Below are 15,310 nucleotides of genomic sequence, written 5' to 3' on the forward strand. Positions count from 1 at the left end.
TTATTCCGCCGCCTCCGGCCACTCGTCGTCCGCGTTCTCGTCGACGAGCGACTTGAGCTCGACGTTGAGACCGAGGCTGCGCATTTCTTTGACCAGCACGTTGAAGCTCTCCGGGATGCCGGCCTCGAAAGTATCGTCACCCTTGACGATCGCTTCGTAGACCTTGGTCCGCCCGACCACGTCGTCGGACTTCACGGTGAGCATTTCCTGCAGCGTGTAGGCGGCGCCGTAGGCCTGGAGCGCCCAGACCTCCATTTCGCCGAAGCGCTGGCCGCCGAACTGCGCCTTGCCGCCCAGCGGCTGCTGGGTGACGAGCGAGTACGGCCCGATCGAACGCGCGTGGATCTTGTCGTCCACGAGGTGGTGCAGCTTGAGCATGTAGATGTAGCCCACGGTCACCTTGCGGTCGAAGGCATCGCCGGTGCGCCCGTCGTAGAGCGTCACCTGGCCCGAGCTGTCGAACCCGGCCTTGATCAGCATCGCGGTGACGTCGCTTTCCTTGGCGCCATCGAACACCGGAGTGCCCATCGGCACGCCATTGGCGAGGTTCTCGGCCAATTCGACGACTTCCTCCGTCGAACGCTCGTCGATCTCGGCGGTATAGTTGCTGCCGTAGATGTCCTTGAGCTTGTCGATCAGCGCGCTCGGCGGCTTGGCGGCCTGCGGGTTCGGGTTGGCTTCGCGCCACTTCTCGAGTTCCGCCGTGACCTGCTGCCCGAGCCCGCGCGCGGCGAGGCCGAGGTGGGTCTCGAAGATCTGCCCGACGTTCATGCGCGAAGGCACGCCCAAGGGGTTGAGCACGATGTCGACCGGCGTGCCGTCTTCCATGAACGGCATGTCCTCGGCCGGCAGGATGCGCGAGATGACGCCCTTGTTGCCGTGGCGGCCGGCCATCTTGTCGCCCGGCTGCAGCTTGCGCTTCACCGCGACGAACACCTTGACCATCTTGAGCACGCCGGGGGCGAGCTCGTCGCCGCGTTCGAGCTTCTCCTTGCGGTCCTCGAACTTCTCCTCGATCGCCTTGATCGCCTCGTCGTACTGGCCCTTCACGGCTTCGAGCTGGGCCTGCATCTTGTCGTCGGCCACGGCGAACTTGAACCATTCGTAGCGGTCGACGGTGTCGAGCAGCGCCTGGTCGATCTTGGCGCCCTTCTTGATGCCCTTGGGCGCCGCCGAAGCGGTCTGCCCGTCGAGCATCTCGGCGAGGCGGTTGTAGGTCGCGCGGTTGAGAATGCCGCGCTCGTCCTCGCTGTCCTTCTTGAGGCGTTCGATTTCCTCGTTCTGGATCGCCCGGGTACGGTCGTCGATCTCGATGCCGTGGCGGTTGAACACCCGCACCTCGACGATCGTGCCGGACACGCCCGGCGGCAGCCGCAGCGAAGTGTCGCGCACGTCGCTGGCCTTCTCGCCGAAGATCGCGCGGAGGAGCTTTTCCTCCGGGGTCATCGGGCTTTCGCCCTTCGGGGTGATCTTGCCGACGAGGATGTCGCCCGGGTGCACTTCGGCGCCGATGTAGACGATGCCCGCCTCGTCGAGGTTGCGCAGGGCTTCTTCGCCGACGTTGGGAATGTCGCGGGTGATGTCTTCCGGCCCGAGCTTGGTGTCGCGGGCCATGACCTCGAATTCCTCGATGTGGATCGAGGTGAACACGTCATCCTTGACGATGCGCTCGGAGATCAGGATCGAATCCTCGTAGTTGTAGCCGTTCCACGGCATGAACGCGACGAGGCTGTTGCGACCCAGCGCCAGCTCGCCGAGATCGGTCGAGGGACCGTCGGCGATGATCTCGCCGGCCTCGACCACGTCACCGACCTTCACCAGCGGGCGCTGGTTGATGCAGGTGTTCTGGTTCGAGCGCTGGAACTTCTGCAGCGTGTAGATGTCGACGCCCGGGTTGCCGGCATCGACTTCCCCGCTCGCCCGCACGACGATGCGGGTGGCGTCGACCTGGTCGACCACGCCCGAACGGGTGGCCGAGATCGCCGCACCCGAATCGCGCGCCACGGTCTCTTCCATGCCGGTGCCGACGAACGGCGCCTCGGCGCGCAGCAGCGGAACCGCCTGGCGCTGCATGTTCGAGCCCATCAGCGCGCGGTTGGCGTCGTCGTTCTCGAGGAACGGGATCAGCGACGCGGCGACCGAGACGAGCTGCTTGGGGCTGACGTCCATCAGGGTGACCTGCTCGCTGGGAGCCATCACGAACTCGCCGTTCTGGCGGGCCGAGACGAGGTCTTCGACGAACTTGCCGTTCTTGTCGGTGTCGGCCGAAGCCTGCGCGACGGTGTGCTTCTGCTCCTCCATCGCCGAGAGGTAGGTCACCTCGCCGGAGACCTTGCCGTCCTTGACCGTGCGGTACGGCGTCTCGATGAAGCCGTACTTGTTCACGCGGGCGAAGGTCGAGAGCGAGTTGATCAGGCCGATGTTCGGCCCTTCCGGCGTTTCGATCGGGCAGATGCGGCCGTAGTGCGTCGGGTGCACGTCGCGCACTTCGAAGCCGGCGCGCTCACGCGTGAGACCGCCCGGCCCGAGCGCCGAGACGCGGCGCTTGTGGGTGACTTCCGACAGCGGGTTGGTCTGGTCCATGAACTGGCTGAGCTGCGACGAACCGAAGAACTCACGCACCGCGGCGACCGCGGGCTTGGCGTTGATCAGGTCGTTGGGCATCACCGTCGACACGTCGACCGAGCTCATCCGCTCCTTCACCGCGCGCTCCATGCGCAGCAGGCCGACGCGGTACTGGTTCTCGAGCAGCTCGCCGACCGAGCGGACGCGGCGGTTGCCGAGGTTGTCGATGTCGTCGACCTCGCCCTTGCCGTCCTTGAGGTTGACCAGTTCCTTGACCACCGCGAGGATGTCTTCCTTGCGCAGCGTGGTCACGGTGTCCTCGGCGTCGAGGCCGAGGCGCATGTTCAACTTGACGCGGCCGACGGCCGAGAGGTCGTAGCGCTCGCTGTCGAAGAACAGGCCTTCGAACAGCGCTTCGGCGGTTTCCTTGGTCGGCGGCTCGCCCGGGCGCATGACCTTGTAGATCGCCTCGAGGCCCTCCTCGCGGTTCTCCGCCTTGTCGGCGACCATGGTGTTGCGCATCCACGGGCCGGTGTTGACGTGATCGACGTCGAGCAGCGAGAGCTGGTCGATCCCGGCGGCGTCGATCTTGTCGAGGTTCTCCGGGGTAACTTCCTCGCCCGCCTCGATGTAGATGCGGCCGGTCTTCTCGTCGATCAGGTCCCTGGCCGAATAGCGGCCGAAGATTTCCTCGGTCGGGATGAGCAGGCGCTTGAGCCCGTCCTTCTCCGCCTTGTTGGCGGCGCGCGGGGACACCTTCTGGCCGGCGGGGAACACTTCCTCGCCGGTCTTGGCGTCGACCAGCGGGAAGCCGGGCTTGGTGTTGCGCCACTGCTCGGCGAGGAAGGGAATTTCCCAGCCGCCCTTGGCGCGCTTCCATTCGACCGTCTCGTAGAAATGGTCGAGGATCTGCTCGTCGTCGAGGCCCAGCGCGTAAAGCAGCGAGGTGACCGGCAGCTTGCGCTTGCGGTCGATGCGGACGTTGACGATGTCCTTGGCGTCGAACTCGAAGTCGAGCCAGCTGCCGCGGTAGGGAATGACCCGGGCGGCGAAGAGGAACTTGCCCGAAGAGTGGGTCTTGCCGCGGTCATGGTCGAACAGCACGCCGGGCGAACGGTGCATCTGGCTGACGATGACGCGCTCGGTGCCGTTGATGATGAAGGTGCCGTTCTCGGTCATGAGCGGCATGTCGCCCATGTAGACGTCCTGCTCCTTGATATCGAGCACGGAGCGGGTCTCGGTCTCCTGGTCGACTTCGAACACGATCAGCCGCAGCGTGACCTTCATCGGCGCCGCATAGGTGATCCCGCGCTGGCGGCACTCGACGGTATCGTACTTAGGGTCCTCGAGCTCGTAATGGACGAAGTCGAGCTCGGCGGTGCCGGCGAAGTCGCGGATCGGGAACACGCTGCGAAGGGTCTTCTCGAGGCCCGAGACGTAGCCCGTGCTGCGGTCGGAGCGCAGGAACTGCTCGTAGCTTTCGCGCTGCACCTCGATCAGGTTCGGCATTTGCACCACTTCGTGGATGTCGCCGAAGATCTTGCGGATGCGCTTCTTCTTGCTGCCGGCCTGAGCCGGGGCCTTCGCCCCGCCTGCGTTCTTTGGGGTGACCATAAGGGAAATCAGCCTCTTCGCTTCGCCGGCCCATGCCGCCGGCATCTAAATCGCTCGGGCGGGACCACCATGAGACGCCGAAAGGCCGCAGGGCAGGCACACCTCGGGGGTGGCCGGACTGCAGCCTTGATCAGGTCTCACGGGAGGCCGGGCTTCCATCCGATGGTGCACCCCCGCGTTAAGGTGCGCCTTGCTCGAAGCGATCCGGCTGAGCGGGCATATAGGTACGCGGGCGCAGCCGGTCAACACCCGCCGGCGAGGCGGCGCGGCGAAAGGGTCAGAAGACGCCGGGGATCAGGCGGAAGCGCGTCGTTTGCTGGAAGGCCCGATAGGCGCCGTCCTGGGACAGCAGCCGTTCCTCGGCCAGCAGGCGGAGCACCTGGGCGGTCCAGCCGATGGCGTAGATCGTCAGGTTCAGCACCGACGGCATAAGCAAGATGATGCCGATATTGGTCAGCAGGTATCCGGCATACATGGGATGGCGAACGACCCTGTACGGCCCCGCCACCTTCACCCCGCGGTTCGCCGGGGCGATTCCGAAACTGCGCCGCAGCACCAGCTTCGAGGCGACCTGCACGCAATTGCCGAGCACGACCAGCAGCACTCCAGGCACGACCAGCGCTGCGGGCGAGGAATCGACCGGCCCGATCAACAGCGGCGCCGCGGTTGCGGTTGTCGCCAGCAACCAGTCGCCCAGGCGCACCGAGATCGCCGCTGTCGGCCGGCGGATCAGCACGAAAAAGGCGACGCCGCCTTCCGACAGCATCAGCAGCGGAGCGAGCGGGTTGGCCGAAACGAGCACGCGGTAGGTCAGCAAGCAGAACAGGATCACGACGACCGCCTGCTCCGCGCGGTCGAGCACGACCGGCTTGAGCAGGGACTGCAGCCAGCCGGCCTTGCGCGCTTCGCCAACAGTTCCCGTCATCGCTGCCCCGATCATGCTCAAATATTCGTCGCCCACCGGGTCGCACAACAGGGTTAACATCCCCTTGCCGTCCAAATCCTTGACTCGCTGCCTGAAACGGCTAGAGGCCGCCCCCGACCGTCGAGCCGCAAGGTTCTCCGGTCATCCGTCCGAGACAGTTGCTGCTCCGGGATTTGTCCGGGGCTTAATTCGCAGCCTAGACGGGGAAAAGAGATTTCCGGCGGCGCTCGTTGCGTCGTCACACGCGTTTCGGCGCACTCCTTCCCCCTCAACGGACTCGCCCGTGTCGATCTTCGGCATGGACAACAATGAGCCGGTCGCGCGCAGGTTCGCCTCGCACGACCATAGTGAAGGAGTATGGCATGGATCGTTCGCAGAAAACCGACGCGGTCGCCCAGCTCAACGCGGTCTTCAGCGAGGCGGGCGTGGTGGTCGTCACCCGCAACCTCGGCTTGACGGTGGCCCAGTCCACCGACTTGCGCACGAAGATGCGTGATGTTGGCGCGTCCTACCAGGTTGCGAAGAACCGCCTCGCCAAGCTCGCCCTGAAGGACACCGACTACACCGGCATCGAGGCTTACCTCACCGGTCCGACTGCGCTCGCCTATTCGGCGGACCCGGTCGCTGCCGCCAAGGCAGCGGTGAATTTCGCCAAGACGAACGACAAGCTCGAAATCGTCGGCGGCTCGATGGGCAGCCAGGTGCTCAACGCCGAGGGGATCAAGGCGCTCGCCGCGATGCCATCGCTCGATGAGCTGAGGGGCACGATCGTGGGATTGCTCAATGCGCCGGCGACCAAGGTCGTCCGCGTGATCAGCGAGCCCGCGAGCAAGCTCGCCCGCGTCTTCAGCGCCTATGGCGCGAAAGAAGCGGCGTAAGCGGTTTTTCCAAATTCTCGAATTTCCGGAGCAATCCGGTCCATCAATCAGGAGTAAGACATCATGGCCGATATCGCCAAGCTTGTTGAAGAACTGTCGAAGCTGACCGTCATGGAAGCCGCTGAGCTCGCCAAGGCGCTGGAAGAAGAGTGGGGCGTTTCCGCCGCCGCTGCCGTGGCCGTTGCCGCGCCGGCTGGTGGTGGCGCCGCTGCCGAAGCCGCCGAAGAGAAGACCGAATTCGACGTCATTCTCACCGGCGACGGTGGCAAGAAGATCCAGGTCATCAAGGAAGTCCGCGCCATCACCGGCCTGGGCCTGACCGAAGCCAAGACCCTCGTCGAGAGCGCCCCCAAGGCGGTCAAGGAAGGCGTCAACAAGACCGAGGCCGAAGAGATCAAGAAGAAGATCGAGGAAGCCGGCGGCACCGTCGAGCTCAAGTAAGCCTCGATACGGATTTCGCGGGTGTCTTGAAGCACTCGCGGACAGGAGGGCGGTGCCGCAAGGTGCCGCCCTTTTGCGTTGCTGTCATCGGCGGTTCAGCTTCGGTGGATAGATTTTCCCGGCGATTCACAACCAGCAAGGAGGACGTTCCATGCGCTTTGCGCGTACAACCATCCTCGCCGGCGGAGCCGCGCTGCTCCTCGCCGGCACGGCCGCGGCGGCGGCCGAGAAGCTCCACACCATAAATGTTGCGCTGCCCGACGGGTCGGTGGCGAAGATCGAGTACATTGGCGACGTCGCGCCGAAGGTTGCGCTGCAGCCCGCCGAGGCCGTGCCGATCGGCTATGTCGATCCGTTCGCCGAACTCGACCGCGTGGCCGCCTACATGGAAGCCCAGCACCAGGCGATGATGCGTCAGGTCGCGCAGCTCGAGCAGGCGGCAGCGCAAGGCGCCACGCCCGGCTCGGTGACCCTGGTCGGCGCCTTGCCCGCCGGAGCGCATTACACGTTCGTCTCCTCGACGACGGACGCGAACGGCTGCACGCAGACGGTCGAATACAGCTCCGACGGCACCGGTCAGCAGCCCAAGGTCGCCCGGACCAGCGCCGGCAGCTGCGACAAGGCCGTGAGCGACGCACCGGTTACGGCCGGCACGGTCAAGCAACCCGAGCCGCAAGGACCCGGCACCAAGGTTTAATTCCAGCCCCCCTCCCCTCCGAAAGAGGGGAGAGGTTACCGCCCGCTAGAGCTCGCTGCCGGCTTCCGCCCAGGTGTGCTGCTCGGTGATCGTCCGCTCGCGGCCGGCGCGGATGTCGCCGTGCTCCTTCTGCATGTCGAGCCGCTCACGGTCGTTGGCGCGGTAGAAGCTCTCGGCGCGGTCGATGTCCTGTTCGGAATCGCCGAGCCGCTCGAGCGCGGCGCGGGCCATCTGCACCGCCGATTCCATGACTTCGCGTACGACGTAGTCGACCGGCGCATCGCGCAGCGCCACCAGCATCCGGCGGTCGAACGCGCGCACCATGATCGCGGCGCCCGGAAAGGCCTCGCGCACGGCACGCAGCAGTTCGGCGTCGGGCTGCTCGCCGTCGAGACAGAACAGGATCAGCTCAGCCTCGGCGGCGCCGGCCTGGCGCAGCAGGTCGAGCCGGGTGCCATCGCCGAAATAGACGTTGGCGCCGAACTCGCGGGCGACGTCGATCAGCTCGGTGTCGGTGTCGATCAGGGTCACCGGGATGCCCGCGGCGAGCAGCATCTGGGCGACCGTCTGTCCGAAACGGCCGTAGCCGACGACCAGCGCGTTGGCTCCTTCGCCGCGCGGCCCCTCGCGGGTTTCGGCGCTCTTCGGTTCCTGGCGAATGCGTCTGGTCGCCATCATCAGGAACGGCGTGGTCGCCATCGACAGGGTGACGATCGCCGCGAACAGGCTCGCCGCGGCGGGATCGATCAGCAGTCCCTGCTGCGCCCGGGTGAACAGCACGAAGCCGAATTCGCCGCCTTGGCTCAGCAAGAGGCCGAGCGCGAGCGCCTCGCGCCAGCGCATCCGGCAGACAAGCCCGAGGCCGCCGATGACCAGCGTCTTCACCGCGATCAGCCCTATCGCCATGCCGATCACGAACAGCGGGTTGGCGGCGATCACGCCGAGGTCGAGCAGCATGCCGACCGAGAGGAAGAACAGACCGAGCAGGATCGAACGGAACGGCTCGACGTCGGCCTCCAGCTCGTGGCGGAACGGCGTGTCGGCAAGCATCACGCCGGCGACGAAGGCCCCGAGCGCGGTCGACAGGCCGAGGGCCTGCATCAGCGCCGCGGCGGCGACGACCACGGTCAGCGCGGCGACGACGAACATCTCGCGCTCGCCGAGCGTCGAGATCAGCCGGAACAGCGGGCGCACCAGGAAGCGCCCGGCCAGGATCAGGCCGGCGATCGCGGCGACCGTCATCAGCGCCATCTGCCAGCCGGGCGGACCGCCGCCGTCGGCCGGATTGCGGCTGAGCGAGGCGACGATCGTCAGCAGCGGGATCAGCGACAAATCCTGGAACAGCAGGATCGCGAACGCCCGTTCGCCGAACGGGCTGCGCAGACGCCCGGCCGACTGTAGCATCGGCAGCACTTGCGCGGTGGATGACAGCGCCAGGGGCAGTCCAATCGCCAGCGCGGCCCCGAGGGTAAAGCTGCTCGCCAGGTAGACCAGGCCGAACAGTGCCAGTCCGCACAGCACGACCTGCGCGAGGCCCAGTGCGAAGATCTCGTTCTTGAGCTGCCACAGCCGCGAAGGACTGAGCTCAAGCCCGACGATAAACAGCAGCAGCGTGATGCCGAGCTCGGCGACGCCGATCATCTCGTTCGCGTTGCCGGCAAGCCCGAGCACGTGCGGCCCGACCACCGCGCCGGCGACAAGCCAGCCGAGCGTGGCGCCGAGGCCGAGCCGGCGAAACAGCAGCACGAAGGCCAGACCAAAGCCCAGCAGGAGCACCCCGTCCCGCAGGATCGAGGCGCCGGCTTCGGCCATTTAGAGAGTCTTCAGGTAGTCGATTACGGCCTTGCGCTGCGCCGCGTCCTTGATTCCGGCGAAGCCCATCAGCGTGCCCGGCACCTTGCCCGCGGGATTGGCGAGGAAGGCATCGAGGTTGGCGGCGTTCCACCTCAGATTGGAATGTTCCATCGCATCGCTGTACTCGAAGCCCTTCACCTCGCCAGCCTCGCGCCCATAGATGCCAGCGAGCGAGGGGCCGATGATCGTCTTGCCCGGCGCGGTCGAATGGCAGGCGGTGCACTGGTTGAACGCTTGCGGCGGGGCATCCGCCGCACCCGCCCCGCTCGCAGCCGGCTGCGGCGTAGACGTGCCGCTCGCCTTCGCCGACGGTGTGGGAGTCGGCGTCGCCGAGGCGGCCTCGGTCGGGGTAGCGGTTTCGGTCGCCGTCTCGGCGGGGGCGCTGGCCGCCGCGGCCGGCGGGGCGTCGGTCGCGCTCGGCTGACCAGAAGGCTCGGACTGGGAGCCGCAGGCGGTGAGGCCTAGGGCGAGCGCGGCGGCGAGAGCGAAACGCGAAATCATGGAAGTGCGTCCTTCGAGGATGGAGTCGGGCGCGTTCCTATCGCCGCGCGCGGGATGCGCAAGAGGCGTTTCAACGGAGCGCGAAGGCAAACCGCACGCCCATCATATCGATGCCCGGATTCTGCTGCCGATTGAACAGCCGCGCGTGGCTGATGTGCGTCCAGCTCGCTTCGACGCTCAGCCGGCTGGACAGTTTCGTGCCGATGGCGATCTCCGGCTCGAACAGCACTGCGCTGCCGAGGTCGGTGCGCCTGCCGTTCGCGCCCACACGGAATCGCGGGCCGTCCTGCACCACCAGGCCGAGGCCGGGCCGCACGTAGAGGGGGCCCTTGCCGATCTTCCAGGCGAGCCCACCGCCCGCGAAGCTGGCGTCGCCGCGCGTGTTGACGGAGGCGATCAGGTAAGGCGCAGGCTTGCCGATGAACTTGAGCGCCTCGATCCGGCCGAAGCGATAGCCGAGCTCGATGTCGACTCCGCGCTCGCCCGTGTCGATGGTGAACGGCGTATCGACGCCGTGGACATAGGCGCCGGCGAAGACTTCCTGGGCGCCGGCGGGGGCGGCGACCATGGCCAACGGCAGGGCCGCGAGGATCGAGAGCGGACGAAACATCGGAACCCCTATAGTGGCAGGCATGCCGCAAGGTGACGCGAAATCGCGCCGTCGGTTCCGCGACCGCTTCCTTCGACCCGCTGCCGCGCCTATCCGGGCCGGCTTTACTCATGACCCAAGACCCGATCCTGGAGCCCCCGCATAGCGGCGAAGGCTGGCGCGGCGAGATCGTCGCGACCCTGGCGCTCGCCTGGCCGCTGGTGGTCGCCAACCTCGCGCAGATGCTGGTCTACGCCGTCGACGTGATCTTCGTCGCCCGCCTGGGCGCCGAGACGCTGGCGGCCTCCAGCCTCGCCGTTTCGCTGTTCGGGCTGGTGGCATGGTCGCTTTCGGGCATGTCGGGGATGGTGGCGGCGCTTATTTCGGCCGAGCTCGGCCGCCGCCGTCACGCGGTGCGCGAAGTGCGCCGCTCGACGCGGATGGGGCTGTGGCTGGCCGTGTTTACAGGCCTTGCCGCAACCGTGCTGCTGCACTTCGGCGAAGAGATCATGCTCCTGACCGGTCAGGAGCCGGCGGTCGCCGCCAAGGCGGGCCAATTCCTCGCGGTGATCAAGTGGGCGATCGTGCCGATGCTCGTGTCGAACGTGCTGCGCAATTTCGTCTCTGCGCTCGGCCGGCCGATCTTCGCCACCGCGATCACCGTGCTGGCGATCGGCGTGGCGGTGCTCGGCAATTACACCTTCGTGTTCGGCCATTTCGGTGCGCCCGCCCTCGGCATGCTCGGCTCGCCGCTGTCGAGCGTGCTCACCGCGCTGTTTATCGTCGGGGCCTACGCGGTCGCCATTCTGAGCGACCGCCGGCTCAGGCGCTATCACGTGTTCGGCAACTGGTGGCGGCCCGAGTGGCGCCGCTTTCGCGAACTCGTGCGCACCGGCGCGCCGGTCTCGGCGACGATCCTCGCCGAGGCCGGACTGTTCAGCGGCGCGGCGTTCCTGATGGGGCGGATCGGGCCCGAGCAACTTGCCGGACACACGATCGCGCTGCAACTCGCCGCGCTCGCCTTCCAGGTGCCGTTCGGGGTCGCCCAGGCGGCAACGATCCGGGTCGGCTACTTCTACGGCGCGCGCGACCCGGCGGCGATCGCCCGGGCGGGTTGGACGGCGATCGTGATCGGCACCGCCTTCATGGCCATCACCGCCAGCCTGATGCTGTTCGCCCCGCGCTTCATCATCCGGCTCTACGTCGATCCCGACGCGCCGAAGAACGCGCTGCTGGTCGGCTTCGCCGTGCGCTACATGGTCGTCGCCGCGGCGTTCCAGCTGTTCGACGGCATCCAGGCGGTCTCTGCCGGGTCGTTGCGCGGGCTGCAGGATACGCGCGTGCCGATGATCGTGGCGCTGTTCGGCTATTGGGTGCCCGGCTTCGGCACCGCCATCGCGCTGGGGTTCTTCACTCCGCTGCAGGGAACCGGCGTGTGGATCGGGCTGGCGGTCGGCCTGGTCGTCGTCGCCGGGCTTCTGCTGAGGCGCTGGACCGCGCGGGCTCGTCTCGGCTTGTTGCCGGCCTGACGAAAAAACTTCCTGAACGGGAGTTGACGACTACCTGTCGCGCACACATATGCGCGCCGCTGGCACTCTCTGCGTGAGAGTGCCAAACAGGGATCAACCCACTCTAAACAAGAGAGGTCATTCACATGGCATTCCGTCCCCTGCACGATCGCGTGCTGGTCCGCCGCCTCGAGGCCGAAGAAAAGACCGCCGGAGGCATCATCATCCCCGACAGCGCCAAGGAAAAGCCGAGCGAAGGCGAAGTCGTCGCCGTCGGCACCGGCGCGCGCTCGGAAGACGGCAAGATCACCCCGCCCGACGTCAAGGCCGGCGACCGCGTGCTGTTCGGCAAGTGGTCGGGCACCGAGGTCAAGATCGACGGCGAAGACCTGCTGATCATGAAGGAAAGCGACATCATGGGGATCATCGGCTGACCGCCGGCTGACCCGAAAGCTTTCCCAACCCAACAGAATTCCCAGGAGAAACGAACATGGCTGCCAAGGACGTGAAATTCGGGCGCGATGCGCGCGAGCGCATCCTCAAGGGCGTCGACACGCTCGCCAACGCCGTCAAGGTCACGCTCGGCCCCAAGGGCCGCAACGTGGTGCTCGACAAGAGCTACGGCGCGCCGCGCATCACCAAGGACGGCGTCACCGTCGCCAAGGAGATCGAGCTCAAGGACAAGTACGAGAACATGGGCGCGCAGATGCTGCGCGAAGTGGCCTCGAAGACCAACGACATCGCCGGTGACGGCACCACCACCGCAACCGTGCTCGCCCAGGCGATCGTTCGCGAGGGCATGAAATCGGTCGCCGCGGGGATCAACCCGATGGACCTCAAGCGCGGCATCGACACCGCCGTCGCCAAGGTGGTCGAGGATCTCAAGGGCCGTTCGAAGGACGTCTCCGGCTCGACCGAGATCGCCCAGGTCGGCATCATCTCGGCCAACGGCGACCGCGAAGTCGGCGAGAAGATCGCCGAGGCGATGGAGAAGGTCGGCAAGGAAGGCGTGATCACCGTCGAGGAAGCGAAGGGCCTCGAGTTCGAGCTCGACGTCGTCGAAGGCATGCAGTTCGACCGCGGCTACCTGAGCCCGTACTTCGTCACGAACCCCGAGAAGATGACCGTCGATCTCGATAACCCGTACATCCTGATCCACGAGAAGAAGCTCTCCAACCTCCAGTCGATGCTGCCGATCCTCGAAGCGGTGGTGCAAAGCGGCCGTCCGCTGCTGATCATCGCCGAAGACATCGAGGGCGAGGCTCTGGCGACGCTGGTGGTCAACAAGCTGCGCGGCGGCCTCAAGGTCGCGGCCGTCAAGGCCCCCGGCTTCGGCGATCGCCGCAAGGCGATGCTGCAGGACATCTCGATCCTGACCAAGGGCGAGATGATCAGCGAGGACCTCGGCATCAAGCTCGAGAATGTCACCGTCAGCATGCTCGGCGAAGCCAAGCGCGTGACCATCGACAAGGACAACACCACGATCGTCGACGGCGCCGGCGATGCGACCGACATCAAGGCCCGGGTCGAGCAGATCCGCGCCCAGATCGAGACCACCACCAGCGACTATGACCGCGAGAAGCTGCAGGAGCGGCTGGCCAAGCTGGCCGGCGGCGTCGCGGTGATCAAGGTCGGCGGTGCATCCGAGGTTGAGGTCAAGGAGCGCAAGGACCGCGTCGACGACGCGCTGCACGCGACCCGCGCCGCGGTTGAGGAAGGCATCGTCCCCGGCGGCGGCACCGCGCTGCTCTATGCGACCAAGGCTCTCGAAGGCCTCAAGGGCGCCAACGAGGACCAGACCCGCGGCATCGACATCGTGCGCAAGGCGATCCAGTCGCCGATCCGCCAGATCGCCGAGAACGCCGGGTTCGACGGCGCCGTGGTGGCCGGCAACCTGCTGCGCGAAGGCGACGAGACGCAGGGCTTCAACGCGGCCACCGACGTCTACGAGAACCTCGTGGCGGCGGGCGTGATCGACCCGACCAAGGTCGTGCGCACCGCGCTGCAGGACGCGGCCTCGGTCGCCGGCCTGCTCATCACCACCGAAGCGGCGGTCAGCGAAATGCCGGACGACAAGCCGGCGATGCCGGGCGGCGGCGGCATGCCCGACATGGGCGGCATGGGCTTCTAAGCTCTCGCGCCCAAGCAACATGAAGGGCCGGGGGAGCGATCCTCCGGCCCTTTTGTTATCCGGTGTAGAGCATCGCCACGTCGCAGCGGGCATATTCGCCGCCGCAGCGGGCGAGAAGCTCGGCGTCGTGGACGAAGCCGTTGCGCTCGTAGAGCTTGATCGCCGCCTGGCTCTTGCTGTTGGTCAGCAGGAACAGTCGTTCGGCGCCCAACGCGAAGGCGCGCTCGATCGTCGCGCGCAGCAGGAATTCGCCCGTCCCGCGCCCGCGCGCCTCGGGCAGCACGGCCATCTTGATCAGCTCGAACTCGCGCGGGCCGGTCGACAGCAGGCCGCAGGTCCCGACGATGCCGAGTTCGGGGTCCTCGACGAACAGGATGTCGGCGCCAGGATCGACGATCGTGTCGCGCGGATCGGCCAGCTGCGCCTCGTCGACCGGCTCGAGCGCGTACATCTCCTCGATCCACTGTCGGTTGATCCGCGCGAAGTCGGCCGCAAGCTCGTTGCGGAACGGGCGGATCGCGAGGCCGGACCCGGGCCGACGATCGAGCGGCCGCTCCGCCAACGCCTTCTCGACCGCCGCGACTTGCGCAAGCAGGGCCTCGATATCGCAAGTCTCGGCCACCGCGGCACGAATGCGCGGCCATAGCGCGGTGCCGGCCCGGTCCATTACCGCGCTGCCTTCTGCGCTCAGCGTCAGGCGCTGCACTCGACGGTCGTCGTCGTCAGTTCGCTGGCCGACCAACCCCATCGCGGCCAGCTGCCGGGCGACACGGGTGGTCGCCGGCTGGCTGAAACCCGTCGCCTCGGCCGCTTCGCCGATGCTCAACGGCCCCTGCCGCCAGAGCGCGGTGAGCAACGGCATCTGACCCGGCTGGGTCGGCAGGCCGCAATCGCGGGCCATGACCTCGGCGCCCGCCTGCAACCGCTCGGCGAGCCGCTTCAAGCGACTGCCGAGCATGACCCCGCCCTCGGCCGCCAGGACATCTGTCGCCATGATTCACTCCTTCGACGATAGATTATATAACCTGTTATGGATCTACAAGGCAGCGCAGCCCTCCGGGGCATTACCAATGGCAAAGTGTCGCGTGGCGCGGCCATGCCACCCCTTGGCAATCGTTTCGGCACCAGCAGGCGAATCGCCCGTTGAGCCGCTGAACCCGACCAAGCAGGAGAAGGCCGATGAAAGTTCCGCACAACGCCCATGTCGCGGTAGTCGACGGAGAACGCTTCAGGCTGATGCGCAACATCGGACCCATCTTCGAGCCGAAGCTCGAGTTGGTCGCCGAACCGTCTTTCAGGTTGCCTGTGCCCGGCGCCGAGAGCCGCAGCGATGATCGCGGAACACTGACGACCGCAGGGTCGGAGACCGATCTCCGCGAGGTTGTGCACGGCGCGGCGGTGGTCGAATGGTTGAACGCAAAGGCGCTCGCCGGCGAGATCGACCAGTTGGTAGTGGTGGCCGACCCGCGCACGCTGGGCGAGATGCGGCCGCGCTATCACAAGGCGCTGCAGGGCAAGATCGTCGCCGAATTGCCGAAGGAGCTCACCTCGGAATCCCCGCAGGCGATCGCCCAGACGCTCGCGGCCGCATGACGGCGTGCGCCGGC

The 15,310-nt window shown here is 66.8% G+C and carries 13 protein-coding genes; 7 read left to right on the plus strand and 6 right to left on the minus strand.

From position 1 onward, the window contains the following. Together rpoB and G7B69_RS13575 are read right to left on the minus strand one after the other, a co-directional pair. Complete coding sequence (gene rpoB, locus G7B69_RS13570) at positions 1 to 4,179, minus strand: DNA-directed RNA polymerase subunit beta (RefSeq protein WP_166180261.1); 4,179 nt, start codon at positions 4,177 to 4,179, stop codon at positions 1 to 3. Positions 4,180 to 4,456: 277 nt separating this feature from the next. Continuing rightward, positions 4,457 to 5,104: a methyltransferase family protein gene (locus G7B69_RS13575; protein WP_166180176.1), complete on the minus strand. Its 648-nt coding sequence runs from the start codon at positions 5,102 to 5,104 to the stop codon at positions 4,457 to 4,459. 362 nt (positions 5,105 to 5,466) lie between these two features. On the opposite strand from G7B69_RS13575, the gene rplJ reads away from it, so the two are divergent. From rplJ to G7B69_RS13590, 3 genes are all read left to right on the plus strand, one after another. Then, the gene (gene rplJ, locus G7B69_RS13580; RefSeq protein ID WP_166180178.1) at positions 5,467 to 5,982 is read left to right on the plus strand and encodes a 50S ribosomal protein L10; all 516 of its coding nucleotides are present in this window, start codon (positions 5,467 to 5,469) and stop codon (positions 5,980 to 5,982) included. A gap of 63 nt (positions 5,983 to 6,045) precedes the next feature. Next, complete coding sequence (rplL, locus tag G7B69_RS13585) at positions 6,046 to 6,423, plus strand: 50S ribosomal protein L7/L12 (protein WP_166180180.1); 378 nt, start codon at positions 6,046 to 6,048, stop codon at positions 6,421 to 6,423. 151 nt (positions 6,424 to 6,574) lie between these two features. Further along, positions 6,575 to 7,120, plus strand: coding sequence for a hypothetical protein (locus G7B69_RS13590; RefSeq protein ID WP_166180182.1), 546 nt, complete (start codon positions 6,575 to 6,577; stop codon positions 7,118 to 7,120). Positions 7,121 to 7,165: 45 nt separating this feature from the next. Here the strand turns inward: G7B69_RS13590 and G7B69_RS13595 are convergent, their stop codons facing one another. From G7B69_RS13595 to G7B69_RS13605, 3 genes are all read right to left on the minus strand, one after another. Then, positions 7,166 to 8,932, minus strand: coding sequence for a cation:proton antiporter domain-containing protein (locus G7B69_RS13595; protein WP_166180184.1), 1,767 nt, complete (start codon positions 8,930 to 8,932; stop codon positions 7,166 to 7,168). Then, positions 8,933 to 9,475, minus strand: a complete 543-nt coding sequence (locus G7B69_RS13600) for a c-type cytochrome (protein ID WP_166180186.1) — start codon at positions 9,473 to 9,475, stop codon at positions 8,933 to 8,935. Between the two features lie 70 nt (positions 9,476 to 9,545). Further along, a complete protein-coding gene (locus G7B69_RS13605; protein WP_166180188.1) occupies positions 9,546 to 10,085 on the minus strand; it encodes an acyloxyacyl hydrolase in 540 nt (179 codons plus the stop codon). Between the two features lie 110 nt (positions 10,086 to 10,195). Here G7B69_RS13605 and G7B69_RS13610 point away from each other — a divergent pair, with 110 nt between their 5' ends. From G7B69_RS13610 to groL, 3 genes are all read left to right on the plus strand, one after another. Further along, positions 10,196 to 11,593 (plus strand): MATE family efflux transporter, encoded by a 1,398-nt coding sequence (locus G7B69_RS13610; RefSeq protein ID WP_166180190.1) that lies wholly within the window; start codon positions 10,196 to 10,198, stop codon positions 11,591 to 11,593. A 125-nt stretch (positions 11,594 to 11,718) separates the two neighbouring features. After that, complete coding sequence (gene groES / locus G7B69_RS13615) at positions 11,719 to 12,006, plus strand: co-chaperone GroES (protein WP_166180192.1); 288 nt, start codon at positions 11,719 to 11,721, stop codon at positions 12,004 to 12,006. A 56-nt stretch (positions 12,007 to 12,062) separates the two neighbouring features. After that, positions 12,063 to 13,703 (plus strand): chaperonin GroEL, encoded by a 1,641-nt coding sequence (gene groL, locus G7B69_RS13620; protein WP_166180194.1) that lies wholly within the window; start codon positions 12,063 to 12,065, stop codon positions 13,701 to 13,703. A gap of 55 nt (positions 13,704 to 13,758) precedes the next feature. On the opposite strand, the gene G7B69_RS13625 is transcribed toward groL, so the two are convergent. Then, positions 13,759 to 14,697 (minus strand): bifunctional helix-turn-helix transcriptional regulator/GNAT family N-acetyltransferase, encoded by a 939-nt coding sequence (locus G7B69_RS13625; protein WP_166180196.1) that lies wholly within the window; start codon positions 14,695 to 14,697, stop codon positions 13,759 to 13,761. A 185-nt stretch (positions 14,698 to 14,882) separates the two neighbouring features. Between G7B69_RS13625 and G7B69_RS13630 the strand changes: the two genes are divergently transcribed. After that, complete coding sequence (locus G7B69_RS13630) at positions 14,883 to 15,296, plus strand: baeRF12 domain-containing protein (protein WP_166180198.1); 414 nt, start codon at positions 14,883 to 14,885, stop codon at positions 15,294 to 15,296. Positions 15,297 to 15,310 lie beyond the last annotated feature (14 nt).

The sequence above is a fragment of the Croceibacterium segetis genome (assembly GCF_011320115.1).
Lineage (GTDB): Bacteria > Pseudomonadota > Alphaproteobacteria > Sphingomonadales > Sphingomonadaceae > Croceibacterium_B > Croceibacterium_B segetis.